This is a genomic window from Vibrio sp. TBV020 (assembly GCF_046056895.1).
Lineage (GTDB): Bacteria > Pseudomonadota > Gammaproteobacteria > Enterobacterales > Vibrionaceae > Vibrio.
Map to the genome: position 1 here is coordinate 1,637,003 of NZ_JBEEAQ010000003.1, position 18,963 is coordinate 1,655,965.

Annotated in this window: 18 protein-coding genes; 11 read left to right on the forward strand and 7 right to left on the reverse strand. The window is 43.8% G+C overall.

The genetic code is table 11. The features are described 5' to 3' along the window. The first annotated feature begins 326 nt into the window (after positions 1-326). Positions 327-974: a thiopurine S-methyltransferase gene (locus tag AAFX28_RS15720; RefSeq protein WP_408689026.1), complete on the forward strand. Its 648-nt coding sequence runs from the start codon at positions 327-329 to the stop codon at positions 972-974. An 83-nt stretch (positions 975-1,057) separates the two neighbouring features. Here AAFX28_RS15720 and purT read toward each other — a convergent pair whose 3' ends face one another. Further along, positions 1,058-2,233, reverse strand: coding sequence for a formate-dependent phosphoribosylglycinamide formyltransferase (gene purT / locus AAFX28_RS15725; RefSeq protein WP_408689028.1), 1,176 nt, complete (start codon positions 2,231-2,233; stop codon positions 1,058-1,060). A gap of 295 nt (positions 2,234-2,528) precedes the next feature. Here purT and AAFX28_RS15730 point away from each other — a divergent pair, with 295 nt between their 5' ends. Beyond that, positions 2,529-3,749, forward strand: a complete 1,221-nt coding sequence (locus AAFX28_RS15730; protein ID WP_408689029.1) for an HD-GYP domain-containing protein — start codon at positions 2,529-2,531, stop codon at positions 3,747-3,749. 66 nt (positions 3,750-3,815) lie between these two features. Here the strand turns inward: AAFX28_RS15730 and cdd are convergent, their stop codons facing one another. The 6 genes from cdd to AAFX28_RS15760 all read right to left on the reverse strand — a co-directional run bounded on the left by cdd (position 3,816) and on the right by AAFX28_RS15760 (position 9,946). Next, on the reverse strand, positions 3,816-4,703 hold the full coding sequence (gene cdd, locus AAFX28_RS15735; RefSeq protein ID WP_408689030.1) for a cytidine deaminase: 888 nt from the start codon (positions 4,701-4,703) through the stop codon (positions 3,816-3,818). 242 nt (positions 4,704-4,945) lie between these two features. Next, positions 4,946-5,623 (reverse strand): CidB/LrgB family autolysis modulator, encoded by a 678-nt coding sequence (locus AAFX28_RS15740; protein ID WP_408689032.1) that lies wholly within the window; start codon positions 5,621-5,623, stop codon positions 4,946-4,948. Next, the gene (locus AAFX28_RS15745; RefSeq protein WP_408689034.1) at positions 5,623-5,988 is read right to left on the reverse strand and encodes a CidA/LrgA family protein; all 366 of its coding nucleotides are present in this window, start codon (positions 5,986-5,988) and stop codon (positions 5,623-5,625) included. The genes AAFX28_RS15740 and AAFX28_RS15745 overlap by 1 nt, the downstream gene beginning before the upstream one ends. A 142-nt stretch (positions 5,989-6,130) precedes the next feature. Continuing rightward, the gene (gene sbcB, locus AAFX28_RS15750) at positions 6,131-7,555 is read right to left on the reverse strand and encodes an exodeoxyribonuclease I (RefSeq protein ID WP_408689035.1); all 1,425 of its coding nucleotides are present in this window, start codon (positions 7,553-7,555) and stop codon (positions 6,131-6,133) included. Positions 7,556-7,703: 148 nt separating this feature from the next. Next, positions 7,704-9,077, reverse strand: a complete 1,374-nt coding sequence (locus AAFX28_RS15755; RefSeq protein WP_408689037.1) for an L-cystine transporter — start codon at positions 9,075-9,077, stop codon at positions 7,704-7,706. Between the two features lie 188 nt (positions 9,078-9,265). Further along, entirely contained in the window at positions 9,266-9,946 is a 681-nt protein-coding gene (locus AAFX28_RS15760; RefSeq protein WP_408689039.1) for an oxidoreductase, read from the reverse strand. A 534-nt stretch (positions 9,947-10,480) separates the two neighbouring features. On the opposite strand from AAFX28_RS15760, the gene AAFX28_RS15765 reads away from it, so the two are divergent. From AAFX28_RS15765 to btuD, 9 genes are all read left to right on the forward strand, one after another. Beyond that, positions 10,481-11,092 (forward strand): flavin reductase family protein, encoded by a 612-nt coding sequence (locus AAFX28_RS15765; protein WP_408689041.1) that lies wholly within the window; start codon positions 10,481-10,483, stop codon positions 11,090-11,092. A gap of 7 nt (positions 11,093-11,099) precedes the next feature. Continuing rightward, entirely contained in the window at positions 11,100-12,134 is a 1,035-nt protein-coding gene (gene cobT, locus AAFX28_RS15770; protein ID WP_408689042.1) for a nicotinate-nucleotide--dimethylbenzimidazole phosphoribosyltransferase, read from the forward strand. Beyond that, the gene (locus AAFX28_RS15775) at positions 12,131-12,904 is read left to right on the forward strand and encodes an adenosylcobinamide-GDP ribazoletransferase (protein ID WP_408689044.1); all 774 of its coding nucleotides are present in this window, start codon (positions 12,131-12,133) and stop codon (positions 12,902-12,904) included. The genes cobT and AAFX28_RS15775 overlap by 4 nt, the downstream gene beginning before the upstream one ends. Further along, positions 12,904-13,443, forward strand: coding sequence for a bifunctional adenosylcobinamide kinase/adenosylcobinamide-phosphate guanylyltransferase (gene cobU / locus AAFX28_RS15780; protein WP_408689046.1), 540 nt, complete (start codon positions 12,904-12,906; stop codon positions 13,441-13,443). Before AAFX28_RS15775 ends, cobU begins: the two co-directional genes overlap by 1 nt. A gap of 5 nt (positions 13,444-13,448) precedes the next feature. Beyond that, a complete protein-coding gene (locus AAFX28_RS15785) occupies positions 13,449-14,066 on the forward strand; it encodes a histidine phosphatase family protein (RefSeq protein WP_408690888.1) in 618 nt (205 codons plus the stop codon). A 9-nt stretch (positions 14,067-14,075) separates the two neighbouring features. Beyond that, the gene (locus AAFX28_RS15790) at positions 14,076-15,866 is read left to right on the forward strand and encodes a M3 family oligoendopeptidase (protein WP_408689047.1); all 1,791 of its coding nucleotides are present in this window, start codon (positions 14,076-14,078) and stop codon (positions 15,864-15,866) included. A gap of 201 nt (positions 15,867-16,067) precedes the next feature. Next, a complete protein-coding gene (locus tag AAFX28_RS15795; protein WP_408689049.1) occupies positions 16,068-17,096 on the forward strand; it encodes a succinylglutamate desuccinylase in 1,029 nt (342 codons plus the stop codon). 108 nt (positions 17,097-17,204) lie between these two features. After that, the gene (gene btuC / locus AAFX28_RS15800) at positions 17,205-18,200 is read left to right on the forward strand and encodes a vitamin B12 ABC transporter permease BtuC (RefSeq protein ID WP_408689050.1); all 996 of its coding nucleotides are present in this window, start codon (positions 17,205-17,207) and stop codon (positions 18,198-18,200) included. Beyond that, entirely contained in the window at positions 18,187-18,942 is a 756-nt protein-coding gene (gene btuD / locus AAFX28_RS15805) for a vitamin B12 ABC transporter ATP-binding protein BtuD (RefSeq protein WP_408689051.1), read from the forward strand. The genes btuC and btuD overlap by 14 nt, the downstream gene beginning before the upstream one ends. Positions 18,943-18,963 lie beyond the last annotated feature (21 nt).

Here is an 18,963-nt window from a genome sequence, read left to right on the forward strand (position 1 = left end):
GATGTGTAGGGCTTAGCTAAAAAGGTGTCGAAAAAGTTTCAATCACTAGCGCTACTCATCTGTACTTATTAAATGGGGCTGCTTTTTACAATTCCAAGCGGCTCCGTTTATCTGTTGCTTAGAACTTTGAAGTTACTCTCAAATTCTTCACTACTGTTTAGAGCGTGGTTGGTCATCAAGGTTCATTACCAACTTGTAAGCAATTATAAATGTTGAAGATGAACATAATCTGAATAGAACTTTCATCTTGTCTACCAATCGGGGATACCACTTGAGAGCGCTTTCAGATAGGCTATGGCCATTAAAGTCAGTCAATGAGAAAAGCGATGAGAGATCCAGAGTTTTGGCATGGTAAATGGGCGGCCAATCAGATTGGTTTCCATTTAGAAGATGTTAACCCGTTATTGATCCAGTACTGGAACAAAACCAACCCAAGTTACGAAGACAAAGTATTTGTCCCTTTATGTGGTAAATCGGAAGACCTGGTTTGGCTCGCAACAAAACACGAAGATGTTCAAGGTGTTGAGCTAAGTAATATTGCTGTTAGAGCTTTCTTTGCTGAGCATTTTTACACGCCAATGGTTATGCCAGTGAATGGCCAGCATGAGCTATTTCAATTTGATGAACTATCGATCTATACCGGCGACTTTTTCACCGCGCCGATTCAGCCTATCGATATTGTTTACGATCGTGCTTCGTTGGTGGCATTACCAGAAGAGATGCGTGGCGACTATGTAGCAAAAATCAAATCACTACTTAAGCCAGGTGCTCGTATACTGTTAGTGAGTTTAGATTACATTCAATCCGAAATGGCAGGGCCTCCGTTCTCTGTTCCTGAACAAGAAATTCGTTCACTCTATGCAGAGTTCAAAGTGACTAAGTTGTACCGTGATGAAGCAGATGAAGACCACCCTAAAATTGCTAAGAAAGGGCTGTCTCGATTTGCTGAAGAAGTTTATTTGATTGAAGCTTAGTTGCAAATAAACGAAAAGGCCTAGTCATATGACTAGGCCTTTTCGTTTATTTTAAACAAGTTTTTTAAGACAAATTAAAGGACTTAGTAAATCACTTTGACCTTAGCGGCACTTGCAACAGCCTCTTCAATTGCTTGTTCAATCGATTCACGACGTGTAATCGCAACACCTAAACGACGGCGGCCATCAATGTCAGGCTTACCGAATAGACGAATTTGAGTTTGTGGTAATGACAATGCTTCAGATAGACCTTCAAAACGAATATTGTCAGAGGTTCCTTGGCCAAGAATAACGGCAGATGCCGCTGGGCCATATTGGGTGATTCCCGCGATAGGCATACCGGTAAACGCACGGACGTGAAGTGCAAACTCAGAGCTATCTTGAGACATGAGTGTGACAAGGCCAGTATCGTGTGGGCGCGGTGATACTTCGTTGAAGATAACCGTGTCACCTTTGACAAATAGCTCTACGCCAAAGATGCCGTAACCACCTAATGCATTAACCACTTTACCTGCAGCATCTTGAGCGGCTTTTAGCGCGTTCTCAGACATAACTTGAGGCTGCCAAGATTCACGGTAATCTCCATCTTCTTGACGGTGCCCAATTGGAGCACAGAAATGAATGCCATCAACAGCACGTACAGTTAGTAGTGTTATTTCGTAGTCGAAATCGATAAAGCCTTCAACAATCACACGACCAGCACCAGTACGCCCACCTTCTTGTGCGTAGTTCCAAGCTTTCTCGACATCTTCAGCTGTCTTAATAACACTTTGACCTTTACCCGAAGAGCTCATTACTGGCTTGCACACGCAAGGTATACCAACACCTTCAACTGCAGTAGTGAACTGTTCATAGTTGTCTGCAAAACGATAAGGAGAGGTAGTAAGCTGCAACTCCTCAGCCGCTAGACGACGAATGCCTTCACGGTTCATGGTTAGCTTAGTTGCTTTCGCCGTCGGTACGACGTTTAACCCGTTCGCTTCTAATTCAACGAGCGTATCTGTCGCAATCGCTTCAATTTCTGGTACGACGTAGTCTGGTTGTTCTTTATCGATAATGGCTTTTAACGCATCGCCATCAAGCATATCTAACGTGTAGCTACGGTGTGCAACTTGCATTGCTGGCGCGTTTTCGTAGCGGTCACATGCGATTACTTCTAGTCCTAAGCGTTGGCATTCAATGGCAACCTCTTTACCAAGTTCACCAGAGCCTAATAACAAAACACGAGTTGAATTTTTAGCTGTCGCAGTACCAAACATAGATAACCTTAACGTTTAAGAGGAATAATAACTGTGTCGCATAATACTCATCCATTTAGAAAAAGCAAACGTTTGCGTCTGTTGTTTTATGTTTTTCTCGGTTTGGAGAGTGTGGTAGCTCAAACGATCAGAAAAGTGAATGTTTTGTCGACAACGTAGACTTAGGTCTCAAGTTAGCGCAATTAATTGACCGGATTTATAGTTAAATCGTGATGAATTGAGTAAAAGCAGGCAAATAGAGATATAATTTTTGTGAACTAAAGTCTCCTCATTATTAATATTGGCTTCACTATCAATGCAGTATGATCCCAACAATTCCATAAAAATTCCAATTAATACTCTTATGACAGGTATGTTCGTCACCGCTATTGAGGACAGCAAAAGAGTTAACTTAGCGAATGCCGGTAGGGTTCCTAACCGTAAAGCGATCGATCAGTTGATCAAAAATGGTATTAAATACGCGTGGGTAGACAAGGAACTGTCAGCTAGGGGGAGCGTGTTTAAGCCGGTGGTTGAAAAGGCGTTGGAACAAGATCTTGATTTAGAACCTCCAGCAGTTACAACATCACCACTTAAAAGAAAAAAGGTGAGTCGTTTTTCTCAGCAACAAAAAGCCCAAAAGATCATTAGAGATGCGAAAGGCCTTGCCCAAAAAATTCTATCGCAAACTTTTGACGGTAAACCGATTCAGGTTGATGAGTTAGATGGGTTAGCCGATGACTTGATTGAATCCGTTCTACTGAATTCAGACGCCTTGCAATGTGTGTCTGCTTTACGTAGCAAAGATGAATACCTGCTCGAACACTCAGTGAATGTAGCAACGCTTCTCGTGACGTTTGGTAAACATTTAGCGTTACCAAAAGAGACACTAAAGCAGATGGCTATCGGAGGAATTATCCACGACGTAGGTAAAGTTAAGGTTGATGATAAAGTTCTTCACAAACCAGCAAGATTAACGCCTGAAGAATATGAGCACATGAAGTTACACCAAGTGTATGCAGGTGAAATCATTATGAAGGTCGCAGGCCTGAGTGACGTTAGCCGTGATGTCTGCTTAATGCATCATGAAAAGCTCGATGGCACTGGTTACCCTAATGGGTTGACGGAAGAGCAACTTCCTATACATGGTCGTATGAGCTGTATCGTTGACATTTATGATGCTCTGACTGCGGACCGTTGCTACAAAAAAGGAATGAGTCCTGCAGAAGCATTTAAGATTTTACTTAGCTTGACGCCTAATCATCTTGATAAAGAACTGGTATACAAGTTTATTAATTGTATTGGTGTGTATCCGGTTGGAGCAATTGTAGAGCTGAGTGATGGGCGCGTAGGTATCGTCTGGACTTCGAATGCAAACGACCCTCTTAAGCCCGAAGTAAAGTGCTTTTACTCTCGAAAATATAAACGCTTTATTGATGTCGCATTTGTTAGCCTCAAAGGTTCACAGCTCAAAATCGAGAAAGCGATTGCTCAAAGCCAGTTAGAGGTGGATGCGACCCCTTTCTTTGAGGCTTAAAATCTAAAAAAGAAAAAGGCGCTATTACAGCGCCTTTTTAATATTCTCGGTTTCAATAAGTGAGCTTTAGACTTCTAGGTAACTCATTGGAATATCAGGGTTTAGAGCCTCAAGTGTTGATTGAGTCGTCGCTAGATGACTAATCGTTCCTTCCGCTACCTCTACTAATGCTGCTGACTCGATATCAGCCAAGTCTTGGCGATCCAATAGTAGCTGGATTAAAGCTACCTGAAGTGGTGGTAGGCTCGGGTTAAATGCGGCATTTTCTGCGTACGCACCCTGATATACCTTGCCGTTATTCATACGAAGAGCTACACCACTTAAGTTGTGTGTATAAGGAGCATGACTTCGATTTAATGCAGCAACCGCTAATTGAAGTAACTGATCATCTTCTTGGGTTTGTTTTCCATGATCTGTCTTAGCCATTAATGCTGACTTAATGCCTAGATCGGCCGGGCCAAACGATTCAGGCAGATACTCTTGTAGTAGTTTGCTGTCGCGTTGAGGAAGTTGAATTTCCAACTTATCAGCAGTAGAAAGCTCATTCATGAACTGGCGACAGTGGCCGCATGGGCTGAAGTTGATCGTGATATCAGCCACACCTTGTTCTCCTTTCATCCAAGCGTGGCTAATTGCTGATTGTTCTGCGTGGACAGTTTGTCCAAGTTGTACGCCACCAAACTCAACGTTAGCACCAAAATAGAGCTTACCTGATAGACCGCGAACAATTGCACCCACGTAGAAATTTGAAAGTGGAGCGTATGAGTATGCCGCTGCAAAAGGAAGTAAAGCGACACGCAGTTCAGCATCTTCCATACCAGAAAGAGCCAATAACTGTTCAAATTGTTCCGAAGAAAGCGTCGCGTCAAAATCGTCAGCAAGAAGAATAGGAGATAAGAAATCTGCTACGGTTTTTGGCGCTTCAGCTAACGCCTGTTCAATGCGGCTTCTCATAGTGAGTCCTTTAATAACTGAGTTGATACCTTTGAGTTTAGAGCCGAAAAGCCGACAGTAAACTAGGATATTGGTATTACATTTTAGGTAAAACACAGAATAGTTCAGAGATGTAGATCACACATATATATGTAACGGTTGTCTGAATTTCACAATTAGAGTGAGCTCACACATGATAACGATTGCAGTCGGAGAAAGCGTGATGTAAGTCGAGCCACATATCGTAGCTCGACAGAGGAGTATTAGGCTGCCAACCAGACAGCCAAAGTGAAAAATGAAGGAGCTAGTATCGATGTGATGACACCGCAAACGACAAGAGCTAATGAGCTAAATGCAGCGTCTTGTGGGTCTTTCTCTGCGCATGTTGCTGTACCAAGCGCATGAGAAACCGTACCCATCGTCAACCCTTTGGCAATAGGGTGGGTAATATTCAGAAGGTTATAGATTGGGTAGGCCATAATCGCACCAAATAGGCCAACAATCAGGACGAGTATTGCTGCAATTGCCGGTTCGCCTCCTAAATGGCTAGAAACTTCCATTGCAATTGGAGTCGTGACTGATTTGCCGAGCAAACTCGCGATCAAAGAAAGATCTGCTTGGAGGTAGACTGCTATCAGTGATGCCGTTGCCATTGACATAACGCTGCCAACACCACACGCCAACATAATGATGCGCCAGTTAGCACGGATCTGAGGAAGTTGCTCATAAAGTGGGAATGCCAAAGCCACGACTGCCGGTTGAAGCAAGTAATTGATCCATTGATTGTCTGCGTAATAGGTCTCAAAGGGCACTTTCAAATAGGTTAGAATAGGAATAATCACCGCGATGCTCACTAACAGCGGATTCATAAAGGGGCTATTAAATTTCTGACAGATCCAGCGAGCGGAGAAGAAGACCAAAATAGTAACGAGTAGCCACATTATTTTTGTCCCCCTTTAAGCATACGATCAAGCATTAACCCGAGAAGGACTAAGACTATCAAGGTACCACCAACAGCGCTGGCTAGGATTGGTAAAGCATTGGCGATCAACATATCGAAATGCTGCATCAGTCCGACACTGATAGGGACGAACAATAACACCATGTAACGAATGAATAGCGACGCACCCGGACGAACCCAATCCGAAGGTACAAGACCGCTTGCCATTAAACCAAATAGAATCAACATGCCGATGATGCTACCTGGAATTGAAATATCCAGAAGGTGTTGAATGTTAATGCCAGCCACAAGGCAGAGAAATATCAAGCCGATGGAGACGACATATTGAAGCAAAGTTTTCGCCATAATGTAGTAATGTCCAACTGTGAGCTTTCAGTCGGATGAAAGCTCTAGTGATTTAAGAGCCTAATCCCTTCATTATTATTAGATTGGGTGACCAGGCATTCTTGTAGGGGCAGGACTTAGTAATCGTTGTTCTAATTTGTTTCTAGGATACTCGCTTTTGTACGTATTGATAGATGGATTTTAAAATAGCCATCTTCTTTTCATCACTCTCGTGCTCGTGGACTAAGTTTTCCAAATTAAGCATGTAGTCTTCAATACGACTTTCGAAGTACTCACGACAGTGATTTGCCCAACGCTGTTGCTCAGACTCATCTAAAGTCCAAGGGAAGTTTCTAGCACGGTAGCGGAATAACAATGGTTTGATACGCTCATCGTTAAAGGAAATATCAAGAGCTGCAAGATTGTTAGGATCCGTTTCGCGGACAATATCCATTGCGGTTTTATCTGCTGGTGAGAAGAAACCATCGTACAGCATGGTATCGACATCTGAACTTTTCTCATATTCTCGTTCAATGGCGTAGAGGCCAATCAGCTTTTCACGTACTTCTGGGTGCTGACGTAACAGTGCCAAGTTCTGAAGACATTGTTCACGGTCAATGCCAATTTTCTCGGCATTTTCTGCGGTTAGCGTTTTTGCTGGTGCTAAAATAGGGCACTTATTCAAATGAACAAGTTTTACCGGGACAGGTAACTCATCAGGGTCTAGTTCAGAATGTTTGGTGTATAAACGTTCGCGCAGCTGTTCGACGTCAAGATCCAGCAATGCCTGCGGGTCTTTTGCTAAGTCGACACAAATAACGGCATTTTGGTTAGTCGGGTGCCAAGCTACAGGCACAATCCAACTGGTGTAATTACACTCTTTGCCTAGCATCCCTGAAACATGCATAAGCGGCGTCATGTTCACAATATCGACGAGCTCATTCAGTTTGCGTTTGTGGCGCATACTTAAGAAGTAATCAAACAGCTTAGGCTGGGCGGCTTTAACCTTTTTTGCCATCTCAATCGTCGCAACTACATCGGCCATTGCATCGTGCGCATTCTCGTGTTCAATCCCATTAGCGACCGATAAATGCTCTAACTTAAAGCTGATGAATCCTTCGTCATTTTCAGGCCACTCGACACCTTCAGGACGGAGTGCATAACACGCACGCATCACATCTAATAGATCCCAGCGAGAGTTGCCGTTTTGCCAGCTCCATGCATATGGGTCGATAAAGTTTCGGTAACAGGTATAACGCGTTACCTCATCATCAAATCGAATGCTGTTGTAACCAAGGTTTATGGTGTTTGGTGTAGCTAACTGCTCATGAATCTTTGCGATAAATTCAGGCTCTGATAGACCTTGTTTCTCGGCTGTCTGTGGAGTGATCCCTGTGATTAACGCGGCTTCAGGGTGAGGAAGGTAATCAGCAGGAGGCTGACAGTAGATAACAAGAGGTTCACCGATGATATTGAAGTCCATATCGGTGCGCACACCCGCAAATTGACACGGACGGTCTTTAGCAGGGCTAGTTCCCCACGTTTCGTAGTCAAAAAAGAAAAACGTAGGCTGGTGCTCTTGTTGCATTATCTATTACCAAGTGTTTGAAATTCACTTCGATATTAGACCATTGCACTGACTGCATAGCAAACGAGATAGAGTTAAATCCGTTCAATTGACAAAAAAATGGCCGACAATCATTGTCGGCCATTTGATAGGGGAGGAGTAATAAAGCTTAAGCTTGCTGAGTCTCTAACTGTTCATCAGACGCTTTCTTCTTCATTAGGCGGCTAGTAATTGTACCCGCTGTCATTGCGCCCGAAACATTCAATGCTGTGCGCGCCATATCGATAAGCGGCTCGATAGAGATAAGTAGCGCTGCAATGGTAACAGGAAGCCCCATTGCTGGTAGTACGATTAGAGCTGCAAATGTTGCGCCGCCGCCAACACCTGCGATACCAAATGAACTTACCACGATGATTGCCACTAGAGACAGAATGAAATTAATCTCCATTGGGTCAATACCAACTGTTGGTGCAACCATAACTGCTAGCATTGCAGGATAGATGCCCGCACAACCGTTTTGACCAATTGTCGCGCCAAACGATGCTGATAGGTTAGCGATAGCTGGTGGCACGTTCAGTTTGTTAATTTGTGCTTCAACGTTTAGAGGGATCGTTGCGGCTGAACTACGAGATGTGAACGCGAAGGTCAGTACTGGCCAGATCTTTTGGAAGTATTCTTTTGGATTCACACCAACAAAAGAAACCAAGATGCCATGAACAACAAACATAAGAGCGATAGCTACGTAAGAAGCGATGATAAAGCCCAGTAGGTTTAGAATGTCCGATGCGCTTGATGTCGCAACAACCTTAGCCATTAGCGCTGCAATGCCGTAAGGTGTAAGCGCCATAATCATCTTCACTAAGCGCATTACGATTGATTGAGCTGCTTCAACGAAAGTACGAATTGGTGACTCAAGCTCTTGCTTCTCAGCCATCACTTTACGTGCTGCGATACCCGTTAGTACGCCGAAGATAACCACTGCAATAATTGAAGTAGAGCGAGCGCCAGTCAAGTCAGCAAATGGGTTAGTTGGGATAAAGCTAACTAACATTTGAGGAATTGTAAGGTCACTGACACGATCTGCACGACTTTCTAGCGCAGCAATACGAGCCGTTTCACGTGCACCTTCTGTTAAGCCTTCTGCGCTTAAACCAAATGCTTGCGTCACTACGATAGCGATGATGGCTGAAATAGCGGTAGTCGCAAGAAGAACAGAGATAGTTAGGCCAGAGATCTTACCTAATGCGCCACCTTTTTCTAGCTTAACGACAGCTGCGATCATAGATACAAGCACAAGTGGCATGATGATCATTTTAAGCAAGCCGACATAACCACGACCTACAATATTTACCCACTCAAGTGTTTGAGCGATAACTGGGCTGCCTTCACCAAAAATAAGCTGAAGTGCTAGGCCGAAAGTGCTACCAAATACTAAGCCTAATAGTACCAAGCGAGAAAGTGTGTTCTCTTTTTTCTGCTGTCCGTAGAGAAAGAAGAGAATGCCAACAAATACCGCTAATGTAGCGATAACAACGACTGACATAATTGATTGTCCTTATGGTTTTTGGAGTAGATATAAGTTGGCCTTATATCTTATGGGGTCTTATGCGGTAAGAGGTTAATGATTTGATATACCCAAATGAAGTGACATTTGGGCATTAAATATAACGTTCAGTTATTTAAGAGAGGCGATGAGGGATATTTGAGCGAATTAAGATGAATTGAGCCAAATTATCGATACTTATTGAGCAACCTTCTCATATCGACACTATCAATAAATTCTACGCGCTTTTTATTATGACCAAACAATTGATACTGCATGGCTTGAGCAACATCAGATGCATCGATTGGAATGAGCTTAGCAAGTGGGCCAATCATCAAAGGCTGCATAATTTTAAGCATTGTTTGAGTTACGATTTCGTCCTTACGCGGGTTTTCTCTTAACCCTTTTAGCGGTCCTGGCCGTGCAAAAACAACATGCTCAAATTGCATTCGCTCAATGGCAAGCTCCATACGTCCTTTACAGCGAAGGTAATGAGACAAAGACCGGGTTGAAGCACCAAGGCTAGAAACCACAGCTAGATGGGTGACACCGAGTAGCTTCATTTCTTGAGCAACCTGACAGACCAATTCGTGGTCGATTTTTTCCAATGCTTGTTTAGAACCAGCTTCTTTAAGCGTTGTGCCAAGGCAAATGAACCCGTATTTAGGTTCAAGATCATCTGACTTCCAATCAAGTATACGTAGTTCAGGGTGCTTAATTGTGGTTAGCTTGGTATGGAAAAACGGCAGTTCTTTACGCGATAGGGCGTATATTTTGTTAATCGGTTCAGCATCAAGCATCTGCTTGAGTAGTTCATTACCAACCAGGCCAGTACTGCCTGCAGTGATCACAATTAAGTTATCTGTCATAGGTTCAGCGTAGGGTGCTAAGTGTTATGCGGAAATCCCGCGAATAAACGATAAGGATCTAACAAACCTATAGGAAATACTGTGATCGGAAACAAAATGCTTAATACTTAACAGGTCGATTTTGAAAAGGCTAAGGTCAATGATAGCCAAACAGTCAGTGCAATCATAAAGGCCTCGCGATTTTAGCGAGGCCTTTTTCTTTTTCTATGTTAGAGACATAGGTACTTTCTTTTGATTTCGTTGTGGAGATTTGTTCGTTTTTTGCTTATTCGATCGTTGGTTGGCAAACATAAAGCCTCCTTCACGTTATAGATGAGATAAGCGATATCACGGCTAAAAGGATGCAGAGTTCGTGCCGTTATAATTCCTCATCTATTTAATAAGATAGACCAAATGACCGAAAACTTTCATTTTTCTACGCAGAATAGGAATCATATTGATACGTTAGCTGGTGGGCAGTTCATGATAAGGGGTGTTAACTCCCTGATTTCACGTTACACTCAGGCGAAAGGAACTCTGTGATAAGGATAAGAGATGAATATCAATCTCAGCACGCTTGCACCTACCCAAATTTATCACCTAATGACCCAAACGGTGATACCAAGACCAATTGCTTGGGTACTTACTGACTCAGGTGAGCAAAACTATAATCTTGCTCCATTTTCATACTTCACACCTGTTTCAAGTAATCCACCGTTACTGATGTTTTCTGTTGGTAAAAAACCAACCGGCGAAGTGAAAGATACAACGCGCAATGCACTGGAAACGGGCCGTATGGTCGTTCACATCGCTCACGAAGCACTCGCTAACGACGTAACACAAACTGCAGCGACACTCGAACATGGTGATTCTGAAGTCGACGCCTCAGACCTAGAACTCGTTGAGTTTGAAGAATTTGAGTTACCTAGAGTGAAAGGCTGTCCAATCGCGTTTGGCTGTAAGTTGTATGAAGTCAAAGAGATTGGTGAGACGCCTCAGAGCTTAATCTTTGCTGAGATCGAGCAAGTTTACATAGACCCTGCTGTGATAGGTGAACGAAGTGACCGTCTAGTCGTAGACGCGCTTAAAGTTAACCCACTATCGCGTTTAGGTGGTAGCCAATACGCCACTATCAATAATGTCTTTTCAGTCGCAAGGCCAAAGTAATCAACCTATGTTAAACCAAAGCTATTCTGATGCTATTTGGCATCGTATCAATCAAAAAACAAAACCTGTTGGTGCATTGGGTCAACTTGAAACAATTGCCCATCAACTTGCTATTATTCAAAGCAAAAATGAAGGTGACGTCGTCACTAACATTAAGCTAAATAAACCGACTGTTATCGTCTTTGCTGGCGACCACGGTATTGCTGATGAAGGCGTGAGTATTGCGCCTAGTGCGGTTACTCAGCAGATGGTGCTTAACTTCTTAGCTGGCGGAGCTGCGATTAACTGCTTTTGCCGAGCAAATGATGTCAATTTAAAAGTTGTTGATACCGGTATTTTGATTCCGGTCGAGCATAGTAGTGCAGATTTTATTGTACAAAGACTCGGTGAGCGAACTCAAAACTTCGCTAAACAAGCTGCAATGACGCTACAGCAAGTTAAACAAGGTATCGAACTTGGTCAGTCTTTAGTTAATAAGCTTATTAATGATGGCTGTAATATTGTGATGTTTGGCGAAATGGGCATCGGTAATACCAGCAGTGCAGCGGCCATTTTAAGCGCGTTATCAAAACGTGATGCTCGAGAATGTGTTGGTCGCGGTACAGGTATTACGGATGAGCAATGGCAACGTAAGGTTGAGCTTGTTGAACAGGGCGTTTCTCGTTGTCATGACCTTGATGTGATTGAAACTTTAGCAGAAGTTGGTGGTTTTGAAATAGTGCAAATGGTCGGCGGTTTCTTGGCTGCGGCTAAAGAAAATACCCCAGTTTTGGTTGACGGATTTATTGTGTCCGCAGCGGCATATGCGGCTTGCCTAATTAACCCACAATGTCGCGATGTGATGACCTTTGCTCACCAATCCCATGAATCTGGCCATCAGTATTTACTGAAAGAGCTCGACGCAGAGCCGATGTTGGACCTTTCTCTTCGCTTAGGCGAGGGCACTGGGGCTGTACTTGCATTTCCACTTATTCGTGCGGCGGCTGAGTTTTACAACAACATGGCCAGTTTTGAAGAAGCGGGAGTCGTTGTCGAGCAATGACCGCTGTTAAATATCAGTATCAACTGTTTATGTTGGCGTTAGGCTTTTTTTCTCGAATCCCAATGCCGGCATCTATCCCTTATAGTGAAGAGCGGATGAACCAAGCGGGGCGCTACTTTGCTCTAGTGGGGTTATTGCTTGGCGCCCTCTGCGCGTTTGTATTGTATTTAGCTTCGTCTGTTTTCCCTTCCTCAGTCGCGATCATCATCATGATGGTGTTTAGCTTAATGCTGACCGGCGCATTTCATGAAGATGGTTTGACTGATATGGCTGACGGTATTGGTGGTGGCATGACGTTAGAACGCCGCCTCACCATTATGAAAGATAGCCGTATTGGGACTTACGGGGCGAGTGCATTAGTGATGGCGCTGCTTGGGAAGTTTGTACTTCTGTCTGAATTAATTAAATTTGAGCAAACTACGGCTTTCATCATTGTTGCTTATACTTTGTCGAGAGCAGTGGCGGCGTCATTGATCTACGATATGCCTTATGTGAGTGATTCAGATACGAGTAAAAGCAAACCTCTAGCTCAGCGACAATCGAAACTGGAGCTTGTGGTCTTATTTATGACGGGGCTTCTTCCGTGTATATGGTTAGACCTGAGTTTGGTTGTTTCATTGATGCTGGTGGTTCTTACTTTCCGTTTTCTGTTTAAGCGTTGGTTGATTGCTCGAATTGGCGGTTTTACGGGCGACTGTTTAGGGGCTGCTCAACAACTCTCTGAGCTACTCATATATCTTACTTTGATTGCATGGGTGTTTAACAACTAATGACAGTTCATCTCATACTAGGCGGAGCGCGCTCTGGAAAATCTCGTTTTGCGGAGTCTTGCATCCATGAATCTGCTCAACAGAAGCGTAAGCATTATGTGGCGACTGCAACTCCTTTTGACGATGAGATGGTTGCTCGAATTGCTCATCACCAGCAATCGAGAGGAGAGGGGTGGGTAGAGCACGAATGTCCGACTCAACTTGTTTCTTTAATACCGAGCTTCGGTAGTGAGGATGTAGTTTTAATAGATTGTTTAACGTTATGGCTGAACAACATTATTTATAACGATGGCATAACCCTTGATGAATCGGCTATCCAATCGCAGGTAACTGAATTGGTTGATGTGCTGTCAGTAACCCAAGCAAAAGTCATATTGGTTTCTAACGAAGTAGGCTTAGGAATCGTACCAATGGGAGACGTTTCTCGCTTGTTTGTTGATAATGCAGGGTGGATGAACCAGGCGCTCGCTCGAATAGCAGACAAGGTAACTTTTGTCGCAGCGGGTCTACCTATGGTGTTGAAAGAGATGAAGTTTTGAGCCCAATTAATACCGTTAATATCTATTTACTTCGCCATGGTAAAACTGAAGGTGCGCCAGCATTGTACGGTCATACAGATGTTGCTGTTGCCGAAGAAACTCAAGCGTCTATTCATCAGGCATTAAATAACGAAAAGCTTGGGTTTGTCGCTGTTGAAAGTTCGCCACTTAAACGATGTGAAGCATTAGCACAACGGATCGCTATCGCGAATAAATCACTGAGCCTTACTATTACAGATGATTGGAAGGAAACCAATTTTGGTGATTTAGATGGTGTGCCTTTTGAAAATGCTCACTCGGAATGGCCTAAGTTTGAGGCTTTTTGGGATGACCCTGTAGCCAATCCACTGCCTAATGCTGAACCTTTAGAACAGTTTTATAACCGAATTTCAATGGCTTGGCAGAGCTTTACCCAAGCTGTAGAACAAGATACATTGATCGTATGCCATGGTGGGACGATTCGAATGATATTAGCACAAGTGTTGCAGCTAGATTTCGCCAACCCAATGCTGTATTCGACATTACACATCGCCCATCAATCCATTTCCCACATACAACTCACCAAAGCGGATAAGAACTACACACGAGTTTGTATGATTGGCAAACCAATAACCGATAGGTAAGGAAACAAAATGACTGCACCGAGCTGGAATTTATCAATTGCGTATCAAAACCTTGAAGACCCAAAAATTGAACAAGACATTGGCTTAATCAAACAGTGCATCGAAGTACTTGTTCTTCACGTAGACAATTGCAATGCCGTCAATGTGATGCAAAACGCGATTCAAACTAGTGAAGCGGCAGGGAAACTACTGGCAACAGTAAATACCTTTGCACAATGTCACGCTTCTATCGACGCAACTAACAGCCAGGCGAAAGCACTAATTGGTCGTATTGCGAAATTGAACTCTGAGCTTACTCAGGCATTTACGCCTTATGAAAATGCTCTGACAGTTGCACCTGATAGTTTCATTAATGATGTACTTAGCCATGATAGCGGTGATGTCAGTGGACAAGCGTTTCAGATCGAATGTACGCGAAAAATTGCTGCAACAAAGCTATCGGTAGCCGAAGAACAACTGTTAACGGCTATGCAAGTCGATGGGCGAGATGCTTGGGGTCGACTGTACGACAATATCACGGGTTCATTGCAAGTGACGCTGCAAGATGGTCAGCAAACTAAAGTGGGCTTTTCTCAAGCAGCAAGCACACTATATGGCACAGACTTTGAAGGCCAAGAGCCTGCTTGGCGCGGAATTCAATCTGCGATGCAGGATAATCAAGAGTCATTTGCTGCGATCTTAAATGCACTGGCAGGTTGGCGTTTAACGGAATATCAAAAACGTTCCAAGATTACTGACGTCGATTTTTTAGACCCAAGTTTGCATGAGAGTCGTATCCAAGTTTCGACACTAAATGCAATGATGGAAACGGCCAAAGCGAACAGAGACGTTGGACAAAAGGCGGGTCAGTTAATGGCACGTGTTCATGGTTTACAACAAATGCGCCCTTGGAATCACTTAGCAGGTATGCCAAGCCTGACTGACGCAGAGCCAAAGGTCTATTCATTTGATGAAGCGATAGAGATTATCTACGCTGCCTTCAATCAAGTCGAACCTGAAATGGCGAGCTTTGTGACTCGTATGGTTGAGAACGGTTGGATTGACGCAGAGCCGACCGAGAACCGCCGTTTAGGTGCCTACTGTACGAAGTTTGCAGCAACACGAACTCCACTCGTGTTTATGACTTGGGGAGGAAGTCGTTCTGATTTACTTACCCTTGCTCATGAAATTGGTCATGCCTTCCATAACTGGGTGATGCGTGATATGCCGCTGTGTCAAACTCGCTACCCGATGACACTTGCAGAGACAGCGTCAATCTTTGCCGAAAATATCGTTCGTGACTATCTGTTAGAACAAGTATCTAGCCGAGAAGAAAAACTAGAGATGCTGTGGGAAGAGCTCTCAAGTTGCTACGCGTTAATGATCAATATTCCGGTTCGATTTGAGTTCGAGAAACGCTTTTATGAACAACGTAGTAATGGAGAGCTATCTGCCCCTGAGCTATGTGACTTGATGAGCGAAACTTGGACCGAGTGGTATGGTGAATCAATGTCTGAGCCAGACCCTTATTTCTGGGCGAGTAAGCTGCATTTCTCCATTTCAGAAGTGAGCTTCTACAACTATCCATATCTGTTCGGCTATCTGTTTAGTATTGGGGTCTATGCTCAGCGTGAAAGCAAAGGCGAAGCATTCTACGCTGACTACGTTAACTTGCTGAGAGACACAGGCTCAATGATGGCAGAAGAGGTTGTCGCCAAGCATCTTGGTATGGACTTGTCCCAAGCAGACTTTTGGCAACAAAGCATCGATCGTGTAAAAGCAAAAATTGATGAATTTGAACTGTTGTTAGATCAAAAATAGCGGCCTATAAAACATGTTATTATCAATAGCCGAGTTATTGCTCGGCTATTTTGATAACAAAGCTTTTTACCCCAGAGAGGGTGATAGCAATTTAATAAATTTCGATGAAGCACAAAATTTGTGTCCATAAGTGGGATCGCCCCTACATAATTTACATGAACAATTCTTTAACATACCCGCTGTGCAATAAAGGAGTAGCGCATGACGAAAAACCTCTTTCGCCAATCTTTTCTTTTTGACAGCTTAGACTTAGAACAAGAAATGCCGGCCGGTGAAATCACTGTAGCGGGTGGAACAGTATTCAAATTACATCAACGTGGTGTGTTGGAGGTCATCCCTCCGAATCTCTCACCTGAGAGTAAGCACATCATTATTTCTTGCGGTATTCATGGTGATGAAACAGCACCAATGGAGATCGTAGATAAAATCATCACAGATATTCAAAGCGGGTTTCAAGCGACGACAGAGCGCCTTTTGTTTATCAATGCGCACCCAGAGGCAACTAACGCCCATACGCGCTTTATTGAGATGAACTTAAATCGCTTATTTGATGATAAAGAGTATGAACCTTCAAAAGAGCTCAACATTGCCAACAATCTAAAACAAATTGTTAGTGCTTTCTTTGAAGATACTCAGCAAGAGCAGCGATGGCACCTAGATCTCCATTGTGCAATCCGTGATTCGAAACATTATTCATTTGTTGTCAGCCCGAAAGTAAGGCATCCGGTTCGTAGCCAAGAATTAATGGAGTTCGTTTCAAGTGCTCATTTAGAAGCGGTAATGTTTTCCAATGCTCCGTCGAGCACATTTAGCTGGTACAGTGCAGAAAACTTTGGTGCGCAAGCATTAACAGTTGAGCTAGGACGAGTTGCTAAGATTGGCGAAAACGAATTGGACAAACTGGTGGCGTTTGATCTTGCTCTGCGTGATTTAATCTCAAATAGCGAGCCTGAACATTTACCACGTAAAGCGGTCATGTATCGAGTGAGTCGAACCATTGTTCGTCTGCATGATGATTTTGACTTCTTATTTGATGATGGAGTAGAGAACTTTACTGCCTTTAAACATGGTGAAGTATTTGGTCATGACGGAGATAAACCACTCATGGCTAAGAATGAAGGTGAAGCGATCGTCTTTCCAAACCGTCATGTGGCGGTTGGTCAGCGTGCAGCACTTATGGTCTGCCCGGTGAAGACTCGTTATGAAGAAGGCCAGCTCGTTTACGATTAATAATACTCATTCAAGACGAATGTAGTGATTACGCTTTCTATTTTAATGGCTTAACGGTATCGTTAAGCCATTATTTTTAGGGGCTAGACTCGATAACTCAGCAACCGCATGGAATTTACTCAACTACTTAATCGTAGGCATCAAAGATGGATGCGCTTTGGATCTTTTTTTACCTTCTCACTTGTCCTTATAAGTGTTGCTTACCTTGTGGTTGGTGAGGTATTTATCTCGCCTTTCCAAACACTATCTCCGTTACAAGAACAGCTTATCCTTCAGCTTCGTTTACCCCGACTGCTTGCAGCCATTGCTGTGGGAGCATCACTTGCGGTTTCTGGCGCTGTCTTGCAAGTATTACTCGGGAATGTCTTGGCAGAGCCTGGTGTGCTCGGTATATCGGGCGGTGCAAGTGTCATGATGGTGTTGGTTCTATTCTTCATCCCAACCCTAGCCACCCCCGCTGGTTTTATGGTTGCAGCGGTTATTGGTGCACTTGTCTTTACGCTACTGCTCGTTTCTATGGCCAAGGCAATGCGGCTAACGACCACTAGGTTACTATTGGTAGGGGTAGCTCTGGGTATTTTATCTGGTGCAGTGGTAACATGGGCATTCTATTTCAGCGATGATCTTAGCCTTCGCCAGCTTATGTACTGGCTCATGGGAAGCATTGGCGCTGCGAGCTGGTATCATCATACTCTCACGTTAGTTCTTATCCCTGTTTTGCTTTGGCTCTGCTTTAAAGGCACATTGCTTGATAAGTTAATGATGGGTGAGCAACATGCTAAGCAGCTCGGGGTTGATGTTGAACAGGTACGCTGGAAGCTTATCCTTGCAGTTTCTCTGCTCGTTGGCGGGGCAGTCGCGCTCGGTGGTGTTATCGGTTTTGTCGGCTTAGTTGTACCGCATCTATTACGACTCGCTTTAGGCAGTGAGAATCGATACTTGATTCCGATTTCAGCGCTGTCAGGAGCTACGCTAGTGGTGTTTGCTGATTTGATTGCGAGAACCGCTCTTGATGCTGCTGAGCTTCCACTTGGTGTAGTAACGACCTCTATTGGTGCACCTATCTTTATTTGGATGTTGGTAAATAATCATGATTCACGTTAATAGCTTATCGGTCGGTTCTCGATTATTGCCACTCTCCTTTGATACACACCCAGGGGAAGTGCTGCATGTTATTGGCCCTAACGGCAGCGGAAAAAGTACTTTGCTGACGGCTGTTGCAGGGCTACTCGACTTTGAAGGTGAAGCAAAGATCTTTGAACAAGATGTCAGAACGAGTTCAATAGAGTCACTTGCAATATGCCGTGCATTTCTCTGTCAAAGCGACCGGCCTGCATTCAATTTAGATGTGGTTCAATATCTTGCTCTCTCTTTACCAGGGCACGTTCAATCCCATTCAAAAGAATTGGAAGCGGTTATTCAAGAGTTAGCGGAACTGTTGGAAATTGCTGACAAGCTCCACCGATCAATTCATCATCTGTCGGGTGGGGAGTGGCAAAGGGTAAGGCTATGCGCGATTTGTCTTCAAATTTGGCCAACGTTAAACCCCTATGCAAAGCTGTTGATCCTTGATGAGCCTGCAGCCCCATTAGATATTGGTCAAGAAACCTTGCTATATAACCTGATTCGACGAGTGGCTGACATGGGCATAAGTGTCATAATGTCTAACCATGACCTGAATCGAACACTGAAACATGCTGATAAAGCACTGTTGTTGGAGCAGGGCGTTTTACAGAAAGTCGGTGAGGTCGCTGATGTATTGACGGCTGAGGAATTGTCGAGAGTGTTCAATACGACCGTTAAGAAAGTGGATGTAGATGGCAGTTCAGTTCTTTTATTTGATTAATCTTGATTTCAGTTAGATATA

What these genes read in the sequence shown, in the direction of transcription:
- btuC (WP_408689050.1), top strand. Translation starts at nt 17,205, where the DNA reads ATGGAATTTACTCAACTACTTAATCGTAGGCATCAAAGATGGATGCGC.
- AAFX28_RS15790 (WP_408689047.1), top strand. Translation starts at nt 14,076, where the DNA reads ATGACTGCACCGAGCTGGAATTTATCAATTGCGTATCAAAACCTTGAA.
- AAFX28_RS15740 (WP_408689032.1), bottom strand. Translation starts at nt 5,623, where the DNA reads ATGTGGCTACTCGTTACTATTTTGGTCTTCTTCTCCGCTCGCTGGATC.
- cdd (WP_408689030.1), bottom strand. Translation starts at nt 4,703, where the DNA reads ATGAGAAGCCGCATTGAACAGGCGTTAGCTGAAGCGCCAAAAACCGTA.
- sbcB (WP_408689035.1), bottom strand. Translation starts at nt 7,555, where the DNA reads ATGCAACAAGAGCACCAGCCTACGTTTTTCTTTTTTGACTACGAAACG.
- AAFX28_RS15745 (WP_408689034.1), bottom strand. Translation starts at nt 5,988, where the DNA reads ATGGCGAAAACTTTGCTTCAATATGTCGTCTCCATCGGCTTGATATTT.
- AAFX28_RS15720 (WP_408689026.1), top strand. Translation starts at nt 327, where the DNA reads ATGAGAGATCCAGAGTTTTGGCATGGTAAATGGGCGGCCAATCAGATT.
- AAFX28_RS15775 (WP_408689044.1), top strand. Translation starts at nt 12,131, where the DNA reads ATGACCGCTGTTAAATATCAGTATCAACTGTTTATGTTGGCGTTAGGC.
- cobU (WP_408689046.1), top strand. Translation starts at nt 12,904, where the DNA reads ATGACAGTTCATCTCATACTAGGCGGAGCGCGCTCTGGAAAATCTCGT.
- AAFX28_RS15730 (WP_408689029.1), top strand. Translation starts at nt 2,529, where the DNA reads ATGCAGTATGATCCCAACAATTCCATAAAAATTCCAATTAATACTCTT.
- btuD (WP_408689051.1), top strand. Translation starts at nt 18,187, where the DNA reads ATGATTCACGTTAATAGCTTATCGGTCGGTTCTCGATTATTGCCACTC.
- AAFX28_RS15765 (WP_408689041.1), top strand. Translation starts at nt 10,481, where the DNA reads ATGAATATCAATCTCAGCACGCTTGCACCTACCCAAATTTATCACCTA.
- AAFX28_RS15755 (WP_408689037.1), bottom strand. Translation starts at nt 9,077, where the DNA reads ATGTCAGTCGTTGTTATCGCTACATTAGCGGTATTTGTTGGCATTCTC.
- purT (WP_408689028.1), bottom strand. Translation starts at nt 2,233, where the DNA reads ATGTTTGGTACTGCGACAGCTAAAAATTCAACTCGTGTTTTGTTATTA.
- AAFX28_RS15795 (WP_408689049.1), top strand. Translation starts at nt 16,068, where the DNA reads ATGACGAAAAACCTCTTTCGCCAATCTTTTCTTTTTGACAGCTTAGAC.
- cobT (WP_408689042.1), top strand. Translation starts at nt 11,100, where the DNA reads ATGTTAAACCAAAGCTATTCTGATGCTATTTGGCATCGTATCAATCAA.
- AAFX28_RS15760 (WP_408689039.1), bottom strand. Translation starts at nt 9,946, where the DNA reads ATGACAGATAACTTAATTGTGATCACTGCAGGCAGTACTGGCCTGGTT.